Origin of the sequence: Halanaeroarchaeum sp. HSR-CO (assembly GCF_024972755.1) — an archaeon.
Classification (GTDB): Archaea; Halobacteriota; Halobacteria; order Halobacteriales; family Halobacteriaceae; genus Halanaeroarchaeum.
Genome location: NZ_CP087724.1, coordinates 698465 through 710775 on the forward strand (window position 1 = coordinate 698465; position 12311 = coordinate 710775).

The window sequence follows — 12311 nt, forward strand, 5'->3', positions numbered from 1 at the left end:
CGGTGGTTCGACTTAGCTCAAAATGGCCGATTTCGCGCACCCACAAATGCGTGATTTCCTTGGTCTTGGGCGGGTCTAACGGAATAAATCGGGGACGGCCCAGAAACGGGCACTTCCTGTATGGGCCCTGACGGGACAGCACTTTGCGCTTGCCGCTCGGTCGGTGGTCGGGACTCTGTGCACTGTCGGGGGAAGTTGGTGACATCATTCGTCGGGAAGGTAGTCGCGGCGTTGCTCGGACTTCTCACGCGCACTGCGGCGGTCGTAGTGCCGGTCGAGGATATCGCCGCTCGCGTCGAGTCGGTCGGAAACGATTCTTCGAGGGACGTCATCGCGCCGGTACGCGGTCACTCGACCGCTGCGGACGTCGTGAGGAGACCGGGAACTCGGGCACGTTGAGGCGCTTTTGTAGTAGGTGGCCTCACACTCGTCCGGGTCCCGATCGTGGGGACACTCCTTGCCCATCCAACAGGGTCGGGTGATGGAGTAGAGACGATCGCGTATCGTCGAGACGACGGGCCGGCCGACCGACGTTGTAAAAAGCGGCTCGTGCCCGTGCTCGTCGACGTGATCGTTCCGGGGGCCGTCGATGTAGTCCTGGACGATGCGGGCGACCCGTGGACTGATCGCGTTCCACCGCTCGCTCTTCACCTTGTTCTTCAGCGGCTGGTCGAGTTCGGGCCGGTGAACGAACTGGACGCCCGGCTGCTCCTCGTCGAGATCCAGGTCGCGGAGGTCGAGCCCGCGCAGGGCGCCGGCTCTCGCTCCGGTGTGGAACATGAGGAGCATCAGAGTGTGCCGGAAACTCGCGTACTCGTAGCGCTCGAGGTAGTCGAGAATCTTGTTCGCCCGCGCCGGGTCGAGCGTGCTATCGCTGACATCCTCGGCCGCGCTGACGGTCGGGAGCGGGACCTTCTCGCGGAGTGCCTCGGGAACGGCGTTTATGTCGGCGGCGAACCGGAGGAACGACCGGAGCGTCGCGAGTTGACCCCGCAGTGTGACGGTCTTGATGGGGTCGCGTCCCTCGCCGTCACCTTCGCGGCGCCATATCCGGTATTCGTAGAGGTCGCGTCCTGAGAGGTCGTCCAGGCTCTCTATCCCGTACTCCTCGCACCACTGAACGAATGCCTCGAGCCGGTACTCGTGAGACTGCAGGGTCTCAGGACTTAACTCGTCGCGACGGCCTTCGATGTACATCCTCAGGCCGGTCTCGGGAGCGAGCGGTTCGAGCCCGTCCCCCATTACGCGCTCACCTCCTCGGTCGCCGTGGTTTGGCTACACGAGAGGCGTTCACGTTGGCACTCCGGGGACCAGGTCGTCGCGATCGGCTCGAAGGCGCTCATGACCTCGACCTCCGGAGATCCTGATAGTCGCCGGCCTCAGTGACAAGCCGGACTTCCTCGCGATTTAGCTTTTTGTCGATAGGGAGATCGATCAGTTGGTGAAAGACCGGATCGGTCATCGTTGGGTCGTCACCTTCCAGTTGTATTGCTCAGTCATCGAGCAGCGCCTCCTCGGCCTCGACGATCCGTTTGAACTGTTCCACGTCGCCTCCCCGGTCCGGATGGTGTTCGGCCTTCAACGAGCGCGCTGCACCCCGCACGACAGCCTCGGGCGCGTCGGGGGCGACCTCCAGAATCTCGTGTGGCTCCGGGGTGGGGGCGACGGCGATAGCCTCCTCGTCTCCAGGTGGAAGCCGAGCAGCCGCGAATTCGTCTTCCCCAGTTTCGACGGGCCGCTGGTTGCGCATCCGCGTCTCGTGAACCCAGAAGTAGACCGTCCGGAGATTGTCTCGAAGGCGGGTATAGGCGTCACAGGCGACCGCGAACTCCTCGCCGTCTTTGCGCCACCGGAGGACGAATCCCGGGTCGTCGGGGTTCGCGTTGTGCTGGGGGAGGCCGTTCGATTTGGTGTGCTGGTTTCCGATATCCGCCCGCCATTCATCGGGATCGAGGCGGTATAGTTCCGTCTCGAGTTCTTCGGTCGTGTTCGCGATCGACGCCCTGAAATGTCGGTTAGGGTTGCGTTCGACGGGTGGCGTCCGGTCGAACCCGGTCGGCCAATCGAGACTCACGCCGATCCCTCCTGGACGGTGGTGCTGCTCCGATCGAGGAACTGACGCCGTGCCTCCAGGAGCTCTTCGCCCTGTTCGGTGATTTCGTAGTGGTTCGCCCGTTTGTCCTCGGGGTTCTGGCGCTTCTCGAGGAGGCCGAGGCGGACGAGATCGTCGAGGGTCGGATAGAACCGACCGCTCTGGATGTTCTCGTATCCATTGGCCTCGAGGATCGGGATGATGGCCTGGCCGTTTGGAGCACCGTTTGACGCCTGCGCGTGGCGGGTAGCCACGAGGACGTCGCGCTGGAAGCCGGTCAGATCGGCCATCGAGAGCCCGGTCATTCGTCGTCGCCCCCGTGGTCTGCGAGAAACTGATGCTGTTTCAGCGAGGACTCTCTGACGAAGGTTTTCTCACAATCTGGGCATTCGAGAAGCCCGCCGTCGGCGATGATCTCGGCGCCGTCCCCGGCCACGATGATATCTGATTCGTCCGACTCGTCGGTCGCGTCGCGGGATTCAAGTCCCGCGGATTCGTTTTCGTACATGGTTTCGCTGCTTACTCCAGCGGAACCGCCGCGGGCCGGTGTCCCTAGCACCGGCTCGCAACTTCTCCGGAGAACAGCACCCCGAAGAGCGTCGCGTGTGGCGGGTCGTGCCGACCCGCAAGTGGTTCCAATAGCAGATAATAGCCCATACATAGATAAAACTATTCTAGAGCAATTGTTACAATCAAATACAAAATAAAATAGTATACTAACACCAGAAATAGTATATTTTAAGCCAGAAATATCATTCACTGGGACTGCAATTTCTATATGAGAAAGCACGCATCCTGGATCACCCAGGCAGATGAGAGAATACTGGAGTTCTTGCGAGAAATGGGGAACCACCCTCCGAGCGCTATCGCCGAGAACCTCTTCGAGATCAGTCCAGAACTGGATTACAATCCGGTCTACGTTGGTAATCGGTGTCGAAAGCTCGCGAAGTCTGGACTCCTTGTGAACGTCGGTGGGGGAACCTATTCTATCACCGAGCAGGGTGAGGCGTTCTTGGACGGTGACCTCGACGCTGGTGATCTTCCCGACCCCTCCGACGAGTGAAGGGGAAAATCGCTGTCCAATCACTCGACCACTACTCCCTGGAGGCCGAGGCGGTGGAGCAGATCGGGCAGCCAGACCGGGAGCGGCACATCATCGAGTTTCCCATCGCTGTTCCAGGATGCGATCAGCTCGATTCCGCCATACTGCTTGACGTCAATCCGCCAGCGACGTGATTCCTCGATGTCGATTCGAATGGTATCCCCGAACTGTTTGACGATCCTCACCACGACAGTCCGGTTTTGATCAAGCGCAACGACGCGCTTCTCACCATGTTTGTGGTCGCGATGTCGAGACGACATACGCTGAGGTACCCCGACCGCGGATAAACGATTAGGGAGCCCCCGTGTCCGAAAGAAGGCACAAACGGGCTATTTCGGCCGATTAGAGACAGTAGGCGGACTCTCGTCGAGTGTCCGATTGTGTCCGAAAGTGTCTGAAAGGGATTTTCTAGATCTCTTGGCTGTCGATTATCTCTCGTAAACGTAGCGAGTCGAGCGCTTGGCCCCTCGCTTTTCGATGAGGTCATAGCGCTCCAAGCTGTCGAGATATCGTCGCCGGGTCCGTTTCGATTTGGGAGCTCGAACACGCCCCTCGTACAATTCGTGCAGATCCCCCGCACTGAGATTTCTATGCTCGCGAATCAAGTCGAACAGGTGACGCTGGTGGGTGGAGAGATGGGCGACCTGGAGGTTTTCCACGTCGTCCCGTGCTTCGGATTCAATTTCTCTGAGTAATCCTGTTGAAAGGCGCTTCCCTCCCTCGCGATCAGCATGTCGAGCAGCCTGCCGAAGTAGGGCGATGCCCAATCTCGCATCACCTGCAGCAGTCTCGGCGATTTGTGAGAGGAGATCCTCGGGCACGGAACCGGGCTTGAGCCCAGCATCCGCCCGATGGGAGAGGATATCGACGAGCTCGTCATGGGTGTATTTCTCGAGACGGACGTGCTCTGCTGACCGTAGCCGACTGGCGACCCGCTGGTCGACAGAAGAGAGCAAGTCGTTGTGATCGACTGTGACCATCAGGAGTGTTAGATTCGGCTGCTCATAGAGCGCCTCCAGGAGTGCAGGCTCGGTCACGACGTCTACCTCGTCGATAATCCAGACGAGTTCATCGTCGGATGCACGCACACGCGACAGATATTCGCCCTGTGGAATTCCCTCCGGACGGAGATCGGCACCGAGGCCGGTTTCTCGGAGTAGCCGGTACAGAAGGGAGACTGCCGTCGACTCACTCATGGCATTCACGTAGCCAGACCGGACGGCGAGCGTTTGGGCCTCGAGTCTTTCGACCACGTATCGTGCGAGTGTGGTCTTCCCGGCCCCAGAAGGACCAGTCAGGAGGATGTTTTCTGCACTGTACCCCTGCGACAGTGGTTTTAGGACGGCGGTGAGGTGCTGAATCGGGCCTTCTCGGTGGTGCAATTCACGAGGGAGGTACTCCGGGCGGAGTGCGCGTGCGTCAGTAATCATCACTTGGACTACTTGCTTCGTCAACCTGCCCAGCCATTGTCTCGACGTCTGATTGTAGCTCTTCTATCTCTTCTTCCAGGTCTTTGATGTAGCGCAACTGCTCCAGGAGCATCGAAAAAATCGCTCCTTCGATTGGTCGTGGATTCGCTGCGTTCGCAGCGTCAGCGTGTCGACGAGCCATCTTCCAGAGCTCGTCGTAGAGTGGTTGGTTTCTACGACGCAGGGTGCGGCGGTAGTCTTCCCACTCTCCGTTCTCCATATTGTCAAGGACTGTTCGATACGTGGGATTCGTTCTGCCCATGGTGGAAGGAATTGGTGGTAGTAATTATACTCGGTAGCGCCCCTTTCGGACCTTCCGGACCCGGAGTATCACCTCGCAGTACAGCGATTATCTGGTTTCCGTACCACTCAGACGATCGTGTCACACCCGTAGATTACATATCGACTGATTGCGAACCGATATAATCAGACCAATGCGACTGAATCTCCCCGTCGATCTCCAGATCCTCCGTGAGATGGCTGACGGTCGACGCCAGACGGCGAAGAACCTCTCTGCCATTCTCGACCGAGACAACAATTACGTCAACAATCGAGTCGTGCAACTCGAAGGGGATGGGCTTCTCGAGCGGGTGGGTCCCGCAGAGAATTCAGGACTCTACGAGATCACAGAAGTTGGACATCGAGCGCTGCGCTACCAGGACAAGTACGAGCACGGGATTGGATTCGAGTTCGGACAATTCGTCAAAGGTGAGCTTTCGCTGGAGGAGTTCGAGAGTCGAGTAGGCGACGATTGACCGAATCTGTGCGCTTGATTCACCGACCGAAATATTATAGGGTTGGTATACGCCAATAGAAAATAACCGATAACCGATGAAGCTCGTCGCTCCCACAGATTTCGAAATCCTGGAGACCCTCGAGGAGCGAGGGCGCAACACGGGAAAGAATATCAGCCTCATTCTCGATCGCAATCGCTCTTACATCAATTCTGAGATGGCGAAACTCGCTTCGAATGGGTTAGTTCGAAGAGTGGGTCCCGCACAAAACAGTGGGCTCTACGAAATCACCGAGCGGGGGGAGGTCGCCCTTGAGTACTGGCGCGAGAACGAAGACACCAATGTGGACTTCGAAGCGCTAATTCGCGACAGAATCTAGCGTTACGACATTCCATGCTTGAATACCGTCGGTATAGACTGTATTGAGGGCAATTTGAGTGCCTCCGTCGCCAGATTAGGAAATTAGTAACGCCGGTAGTATCTCCCTAACACTTATATGAATCTACTTAGATAGTTGGACTGCAAGCGGAGTATGCCGATGGTATATGGCGAAGGGAGGTTGCAACGGAGAATCCCGGTGGGATACCTCGGAACTCCGCACCGAACCCAAGACAAACTATGACAAGCAAATCAGAACAATTGCGCGCCGTCTTCCTGGCAGCGCTGATGGTCGTCTCCGTCTTCGGGATGACCGTAGCGTTTGCAGGGAGTGCGGCGGCGGCAGCACCTAACGCAACGGGACTGAGTGACACCGTAGTTCAGTCCGACGCAACGGTGACTATCGAAGAAGTTGATGCGTATAATGAAACAGAAACTGGGAATTCACTCCAGATAGTCGTGGAAAACACGACTGATGGGGATGGGTCTGAAGATATAATTAATATTGATGACTCAACGACAGATGACGACGAGGTGTGGGATGTATCCTTTAACATCAACGATGATACCACTCTCGAAAATGGTGACACCGCCGACATCATTATTCGAGAAGTAGATTCGGACAAAGAGACTCTCAACAACAATGACGTCGGTTCAATTGAAATCGACGATGATGCACCCACAGTTACGCCGAACGCCCCGACCGATGGTGATGTCGTAAACAGTCAAACGCAAGAAATCACTGTCGACATCACTGACGATGTAACGGCAAATGACGATCTCTTCATGACGGTTTGGGTCGATAACAATGGGGAAATCAATTCCTATGAAATTGACCCGTCGTCAGACGTGAATAACGGTATCCAATACGACGAAGGTAGTGGTGAATTGAAGATCACGCCTGGTACCGGCGAGGTTCCCTTACTAGAAGAAGGTACAGTTGATGTTACTGTAGATGCCGAAGACGAAGCGGGTAACCTCAACAGCACCAGTTGGTCCTTCGATTTCGACAAGACGGACGTGACAGCTGACTTCGAATTCCAGGGCCAGTCTGTTGATGCTGATTCCAGCCAGATAACGAATGATGAGAATGCTACGGTTTCAGTCTCGCTCAGTAGTTCTGCGGCTGAAATCGACGACGATTCAGTCGAATTGGACATCGGCGGAACCACGTACGACAATTCGACGGACGCGTACGATCATACGACAGATACGTTCACCGTTGACCCTGCCAACAACGACAACGTTGATGCCTATGCGGAAGGCGAATACACGGTGACCGTTAGCGTGGCAGACGACACCGCCGGGAATACTATTGAAGCTGACAACAGCTTCGATTTCGAGGTCGATCGAACACCACAGAAGGTCAACTCAGTCGAAATACTCGGTGGCGCAAATGGTTCTGCACCAACGGGTGATTACGGGACCTTCAATAATGACGACGCTCGGAAATACACTCAAACGGTCAACGTCACATTCAACAACTCTGACGTCGCCCCCTCCACAATAGCCGTTGATGTGGGTCTAGCTGATGCACAGGTTGGCGAGTTTACTGACCTCGGTGCCGGAGAATATGGTGCAGAGCTCGACCTGAGCGAAGTTAGTGCCGAAGAAGAGGAAGTTGAAGTCAACGTAACCGCAGCCCAGGACAAAGCTGGGAATGAGCTGACAAACCCGGATGCGGACGCGAGTAACACCACGTTCGACATCGACACAATCCGGCCGAGTGTTGAACTCGACGATCCGATCCCACCAGAAGAAGATAAAGACGCGCTCTCGGGTCTCGTGAACTTCACGGCGTTCATCGAGAACACCGAGGACGTCGATACGTACACCGACTTCCAGATCATCGTTGGCGCGGAAGATGTCGAAACGGCTGAGAGCCCGCTCGACAGCTACCCCTACTTCGAAATTTCCAGTGGGGGCACTGCCTACGATGACGCACGTGATGTCGACACCACGCAATTCGCTGATGGCAACCACGTTCTGAACATCCTTGTTGAGGACGAGAACAACAACGAGTATTACGCCAAAGGGGCGTTCACGCTCGACAACGATGACTCAATCACCGTCCAGCAGAATTACCTCTCTGCCTTCAACAGAACAGTTGACGCTGATAGAGTCGAAAAGAAGCCCGTAACGGGCGAAATCAACCTCAGTGAAGATGTCTTCGACGAATATCCCGAAGGTACCACGTTCGAGGTTGATAACGGCACTGTCGAAGAGACAACTGATTACGATCCTGAAGTCCACGGTGATGCGACGCTGATCGCAGACGACGGGGAGAACATCGTCAGGGTTGAGGTTGAAGCAGTGGACACCGGCCTCAGTGTGACGGCAGAGGACAACCCGAGCGAGATCGTCGTCGAATCCAACGAAAAGCTCGACTCACTCAGTCTCACAGTCGAGACTGACGATAAACACTGGGATGGTTATTCGAATACCGTCGAGGATCTGTCCCCAGAGAAGACCGATGACGGTTACGAATACACCTACAAGGTAGATGAACTGCCTCGTGACGGTGACTACAAAGCCACCGCTACGGCTTCACTCGGGGATATCGAAGCCACGGCCGATGCTACCTTCGACGTCGATGAAGAGAGTGATCCCTCGGTCGACTACGCGGCCGTGATTCCCACAAGCGCTGAAAACGACGTCAACTCGATGACCGTCCGAGTGATGTTCGATGAGCCTCTAGATGAGAAGCCGGCGGGGATTTCCGTTGAAGGCACTGACGCCAAGGTCATTGGGATCACTTCCCCCGGAGATGTGGAAGGGATATACGACATCCAATTCGACAAAGAATTCCAGACAGCAGACACGCCAGAGATAACATTCGCTGAAGACCAAGTTGAGGGATTCAACGGCAACCTGAACGAAGATGATACTAGTGTAGGTATCTTCACCCTCTCCCTCGGTCTTGAGCCCGGAACTACTGTCTTGTCTGTTCCGGCTGTGACAGGGAGCGTTGACCTTGACATGGCGTACGAAGAAGGTCGTATGAGCGGTGTCGAGGACGTCTGGGAGTACGACGCTGAAAACGAAGAGTGGAATGGCTGGTCGCCTGACGCCGACGACAACGATCTGGAGAGCCTCAAAGGTGGCGAGGGATACGTCGTCAAGGTCAGTGAAGATGGTGGCTACGTTGATCTGAACGCGGAGAACCTTCCCAAATCTACTGATAACGGTCCACAGGTGCTGAACCAGAAGACCGTCGTCGAGGGCTGGAACCTCGTCGGTCACTACCAGCTTGGCAACCAGACTGCCAGTGAAGCGCTGAGTTCCATCGACGAGAACACCGACACCTACCAGCTCGGATACACTGGTGACAAGCCGGCATACGTCTTGCCCGGTGATGCGCTGTGGGTCCACGCGGACCAGCAGGACGGCTACTCACCGACGCAACTTGGTGACCGTGGCCCAGAGATCTTCAACGTTGACGTATCGGGCCAGCCCGTTGCTGATAGCGACGAAATCACTATCTCCGTCCAAGTTGACCCCGATGAGGAGCCGGTCGATAGCGTTGTTGTCCGGTCTACGGAGCTCGGAATAGATGGGCTCGAATTGACAGAGAACACTAGCGTTGACTCTCAGGGCATTACCTTCGATGCTACAGTGACCGCCGATGTAGACACCCTTGAGGGCCCTGCCAATCTGCAAGTGTCGGCATTCGATACAGCCAACAACTTCGATATCCGAAGTAATTCAGTTGAAGTCGATCTGCTCGAGCCGGCGTTCGATTCAGCCGAAGTGACGGACGCGAACGCGGATCAACTCCGTGTCACCTTTGACGCTGATGTGAGTGCGAGCCAGGCGACTGGCTTCAGTGTCACCTCCGATGGTGACGCTGTGAATGTTAACGGATTCAGTGCCGTTGAAAACAGCGACACTGTCGTCCTCAACCTCGACCGCTCTGTTGTGAACGGCGAGACGATCACCGCGAGTTACGACGGATCCGGTGACGTGACAAGTAGCGTCGACGGCTCCGCCGCTCAGACGTTCACTGACGAATCGGTCACGAACAACGTCGCTCCGATCGAGCCGGCGTTCAGTTCAGCCGAAGTGACGGACGCGAACGCGGATCAACTCCGTGTCACCTTTGACGCTGATGTGAGTGCGAGCCAGGCGACTGGCTTCAGTGTCACCTCCGATGGTGACGCTGTGAATGTTAACGGATTCAGTGCCGTTGAAAACAGCGACACTGTCGTCCTCAACCTCGACCGCTCTGTTGTGAACGGCGAGACGATCACCGCGAGTTACGACGGATCCGGTGACGTGACAAGTAGCGTCGACGGCTCCGCCGCTCAGACGTTCACTGACGAATCGGTCACGAACAACGTCGCTCCGATCGAGCCGGCGTTCAGTTCAGCCGAAGTGACGGACGCGAACGCGGATCAACTCCGTGTCACCTTTGACGCTGATGTGAGTGCGAGCCAGGCGACTGGCTTCAGTGTCACCTCCGATGGTGACGCTGTGAATGTTAACGGATTCAGTGCCGTTGAAAACAGCGACACTGTCGTCCTCAACCTCGACCGCTCTGTTGTGAACGGCGAGACGATCACCGCGAGTTACGACGGATCCGGTGACGTGACAAGTAGCGTCGACGGCTCCGCCGCTCAGACGTTCACTGACGAATCGGTCACGAACAACGTCGCCTAATCTGGCACACATAGGGTGAATTCGCCTCCACGGGTCCCCGCCTTTCGGGGGTAACACGGGGCCCGGTGGACACACTCCACAAACCACACCGAGTTAACGAAACCCACTTCCCAAAATGGATACACGGTAACACACGATGACACACGGAGAACAGCACAGATCGCGCGCCCGAGTCCTACTGCTCATCGCGGTAGTGCTCGGTGTGACGATTGGCATGGTGGCCGCCCCCATGACGGTCGCTGCGCAAGACGACCCGCCACAGCCGCCACATCGCGTCTACGGTGACGTGACCGACGCGGACGGCGAGGCCGTCGCGAACGCGACCGTCCAGGCGGTCGACGACGACACAGGAGACGTGCTCGTCGAGACGACGACGAACAGTGACGGCTACTACGACGTGAACGTCGAGGAACCCGACGGTGATACCTTCACCATCGAGGTCGTCGACGCGGAGGACGGCTCCGAGACCGTCGAGTGGTCCTCGGGGAGTTCCGACCGCGTCAACATCCAGGTGGCCGAGGCTCCGCCGGACGATGAAGATGACGCAGACGACGGTGACGACACAGATGACGGCGACGACGGAGATGACGCCGGCACCGGCGGTACTGGCGGAGGCGGCGGTCAGCCAGCTGACGACGATGACGACGAGGACGTCGATGAACCGGCCTCCAAGGCAGTCGCCCTCGCTGGCACCAACCCGACGGTGCGCATCGACGCTGGCGAGTCGATCTCGATGATCGGCTTCGGTAGCGAGGTCGAACTCGACGACACGGCCTCGATCACCGAGGTCACCGAGACGCCATCCCCGGCACCGCAGGGTGCGACCTTCGTCACCGGTGCGGAGATCACCTTCAGCTCGACGAACGGCGAGGACGTCGACACGGTCCAGATGGGTGTCCAGCAGTCCACCCTCGACGACCTCGGCGTCTCCGCCGAGCAGCTGGTGCTCCACCACCTGAACGAAGACGGCGAGTGGGAGACACTCGAGACCGAGGTCGTGAGCGAGGACAACTTCGAAGTCGTCCTCGAGGCCCCCTCCGCGGGCTTCTCGACCTACGCGGTCTTCGCACAGGAGGACGAGGACGTGACGACCACGACGGCAGCACCGACCACCGAAGCGCCGACCACGACAGCAGCACCGACCACTGAACAACCACCGACCACGACCGAAGCCCCCGGTGACGAAGGCCCAGGTACCCTCCTCATCGGCGGTGTTCTCGTGGTCGTACTGGCGTTGATAGCGGCCCTCTACCTGGCGTTCGGCCGCGAATAACGACGGCTACCCATTTTTTAGACGAAAAATACCGACCCTTAGCGTCAGGGTTGTGCAATTCGGATAGCTGACTGCAAGGAATTGTATCGGTCGAAGTTTGGGAAGATCTCTCTATTATCAGATGACTACTTCTTTCGAAACCTGAATTCGTGCGGCTGGTACTCCAGAGACCACTTCCGCGATTCGACCTGCTCGGCGATTTCGCGGGCTACACGAGGAGGAATGTCTTCGTGCGAGAGTGCATCTTCGAGTTCGTTCAGAAGTGACCCGATTGCATCTGCACTCAACAACACGGCCCGAGTCTTGTTCACGTCGAGCCGGTCGGCAGCATCCTCGATAATGTCCTTTCGATGAGCGTAATCGCCGTCGGTTCTGATCCGCATCGTTCACACGACCCCCGAAACGGGCCGATTCTCGACAATCTCAACTGAGGTTTTCTTTATACCATTCATATAGGAACCGGCGGCGACCCCGGATCGGCAGCGGCCCGATCGGGCCGGTGACCCCCCGCTCGTACACACAGTCGTTCGAGTGCTCGTGTGCATATTCGGGAAACCGATTCTCTCGCGCCACACCCCCGAGCTCTCACGTCGAGATCCCTGAT

At 57.2% G+C, this 12311-nt stretch carries 13 protein-coding genes; 5 read left to right on the forward strand and 8 right to left on the reverse strand.

The features are described 5' to 3' along the window. Positions 1 to 204: 204 nt before the first annotated feature. The 4 genes from HSRCO_RS03640 to HSRCO_RS03655 all read right to left on the reverse strand — a co-directional run bounded on the left by HSRCO_RS03640 (position 205) and on the right by HSRCO_RS03655 (position 2600). Positions 205 to 1242 (reverse strand): site-specific integrase, encoded by a 1038-nt coding sequence (locus HSRCO_RS03640; RefSeq protein ID WP_259519045.1) that lies wholly within the window; start codon positions 1240 to 1242, stop codon positions 205 to 207. 250 nt (positions 1243 to 1492) lie between these two features. Beyond that, entirely contained in the window at positions 1493 to 2074 is a 582-nt protein-coding gene (locus HSRCO_RS03645; RefSeq protein WP_259519046.1) for a DnaJ domain-containing protein, read from the reverse strand. Continuing rightward, positions 2071 to 2397: a PadR family transcriptional regulator gene (locus HSRCO_RS03650; RefSeq protein ID WP_259519047.1), complete on the reverse strand. Its 327-nt coding sequence runs from the start codon at positions 2395 to 2397 to the stop codon at positions 2071 to 2073. The genes HSRCO_RS03645 and HSRCO_RS03650 overlap by 4 nt, the downstream gene beginning before the upstream one ends. Continuing rightward, the gene (locus HSRCO_RS03655) at positions 2394 to 2600 is read right to left on the reverse strand and encodes a C2H2-type zinc finger protein (protein ID WP_259519048.1); all 207 of its coding nucleotides are present in this window, start codon (positions 2598 to 2600) and stop codon (positions 2394 to 2396) included. Before HSRCO_RS03655 ends, HSRCO_RS03650 begins: the two co-directional genes overlap by 4 nt. 270 nt (positions 2601 to 2870) lie before the next feature. On the opposite strand from HSRCO_RS03655, the gene HSRCO_RS03660 reads away from it, so the two are divergent. Continuing rightward, positions 2871 to 3155, forward strand: a complete 285-nt coding sequence (locus HSRCO_RS03660) for a winged helix-turn-helix domain-containing protein (RefSeq protein ID WP_259519049.1) — start codon at positions 2871 to 2873, stop codon at positions 3153 to 3155. Positions 3156 to 3175: 20 nt separating this feature from the next. On the opposite strand, the gene HSRCO_RS03665 is transcribed toward HSRCO_RS03660, so the two are convergent. The 3 genes from HSRCO_RS03665 to HSRCO_RS03675 all read right to left on the reverse strand — a co-directional run bounded on the left by HSRCO_RS03665 (position 3176) and on the right by HSRCO_RS03675 (position 4883). Then, positions 3176 to 3454: a hypothetical protein gene (locus tag HSRCO_RS03665; protein WP_259519050.1), complete on the reverse strand. Its 279-nt coding sequence runs from the start codon at positions 3452 to 3454 to the stop codon at positions 3176 to 3178. 168 nt (positions 3455 to 3622) lie between these two features. Next, a complete protein-coding gene (locus HSRCO_RS03670) occupies positions 3623 to 4624 on the reverse strand; it encodes a Cdc6/Cdc18 family protein (RefSeq protein WP_259519051.1) in 1002 nt (333 codons plus the stop codon). Beyond that, entirely contained in the window at positions 4614 to 4883 is a 270-nt protein-coding gene (locus tag HSRCO_RS03675; RefSeq protein WP_259519052.1) for a hypothetical protein, read from the reverse strand. The genes HSRCO_RS03670 and HSRCO_RS03675 overlap by 11 nt, the downstream gene beginning before the upstream one ends. Before the next feature lie 214 nt (positions 4884 to 5097). Between HSRCO_RS03675 and HSRCO_RS03680 the strand changes: the two genes are divergently transcribed. From HSRCO_RS03680 to HSRCO_RS03695, 4 genes are all read left to right on the forward strand, one after another. After that, entirely contained in the window at positions 5098 to 5418 is a 321-nt protein-coding gene (locus tag HSRCO_RS03680; protein ID WP_259519053.1) for a helix-turn-helix domain-containing protein, read from the forward strand. A gap of 76 nt (positions 5419 to 5494) precedes the next feature. Then, positions 5495 to 5776: an ArsR family transcriptional regulator gene (locus HSRCO_RS03685; protein ID WP_259519055.1), complete on the forward strand. Its 282-nt coding sequence runs from the start codon at positions 5495 to 5497 to the stop codon at positions 5774 to 5776. A 239-nt stretch (positions 5777 to 6015) separates the two neighbouring features. Beyond that, positions 6016 to 10434 (forward strand): SwmB domain-containing protein, encoded by a 4419-nt coding sequence (locus HSRCO_RS03690; protein WP_259519056.1) that lies wholly within the window; start codon positions 6016 to 6018, stop codon positions 10432 to 10434. A 136-nt stretch (positions 10435 to 10570) separates the two neighbouring features. After that, a complete protein-coding gene (locus HSRCO_RS03695) occupies positions 10571 to 11707 on the forward strand; it encodes a PGF-pre-PGF domain-containing protein (RefSeq protein ID WP_259519057.1) in 1137 nt (378 codons plus the stop codon). A 125-nt stretch (positions 11708 to 11832) separates the two neighbouring features. Here the strand turns inward: HSRCO_RS03695 and HSRCO_RS03700 are convergent, their stop codons facing one another. Then, positions 11833 to 12090 carry a hypothetical protein gene (locus tag HSRCO_RS03700; protein ID WP_259519058.1) on the reverse strand — a complete coding sequence of 86 codons (258 nt, stop codon included), beginning with the start codon at positions 12088 to 12090 and terminating at the stop codon, positions 11833 to 11835. Positions 12091 to 12311 lie beyond the last annotated feature (221 nt).

Bases quoted from the DNA above. Each gene is read 5' to 3' on its own strand.
- HSRCO_RS03640 (WP_259519045.1), bottom strand. From the start codon at position 1,242: ATGGGGGACGGGCTCGAACCGCTCGCTCCCGAGACCGGCCTGAGGATG.
- HSRCO_RS03650 (WP_259519047.1), bottom strand. From the start codon at position 2,397: ATGACCGGGCTCTCGATGGCCGATCTGACCGGCTTCCAGCGCGACGTC.
- HSRCO_RS03655 (WP_259519048.1), bottom strand. From the start codon at position 2,600: ATGTACGAAAACGAATCCGCGGGACTTGAATCCCGCGACGCGACCGAC.
- HSRCO_RS03660 (WP_259519049.1), top strand. From the start codon at position 2,871: ATGAGAAAGCACGCATCCTGGATCACCCAGGCAGATGAGAGAATACTG.
- HSRCO_RS03665 (WP_259519050.1), bottom strand. From the start codon at position 3,454: ATGTCGTCTCGACATCGCGACCACAAACATGGTGAGAAGCGCGTCGTT.
- HSRCO_RS03670 (WP_259519051.1), bottom strand. From the start codon at position 4,624: ATGATTACTGACGCACGCGCACTCCGCCCGGAGTACCTCCCTCGTGAA.
- HSRCO_RS03675 (WP_259519052.1), bottom strand. From the start codon at position 4,883: ATGGAGAACGGAGAGTGGGAAGACTACCGCCGCACCCTGCGTCGTAGA.
- HSRCO_RS03680 (WP_259519053.1), top strand. From the start codon at position 5,098: ATGCGACTGAATCTCCCCGTCGATCTCCAGATCCTCCGTGAGATGGCT.
- HSRCO_RS03685 (WP_259519055.1), top strand. From the start codon at position 5,495: ATGAAGCTCGTCGCTCCCACAGATTTCGAAATCCTGGAGACCCTCGAG.
- HSRCO_RS03690 (WP_259519056.1), top strand. From the start codon at position 6,016: ATGACAAGCAAATCAGAACAATTGCGCGCCGTCTTCCTGGCAGCGCTG.
- HSRCO_RS03695 (WP_259519057.1), top strand. From the start codon at position 10,571: ATGACACACGGAGAACAGCACAGATCGCGCGCCCGAGTCCTACTGCTC.
- HSRCO_RS03700 (WP_259519058.1), bottom strand. From the start codon at position 12,090: ATGCGGATCAGAACCGACGGCGATTACGCTCATCGAAAGGACATTATC.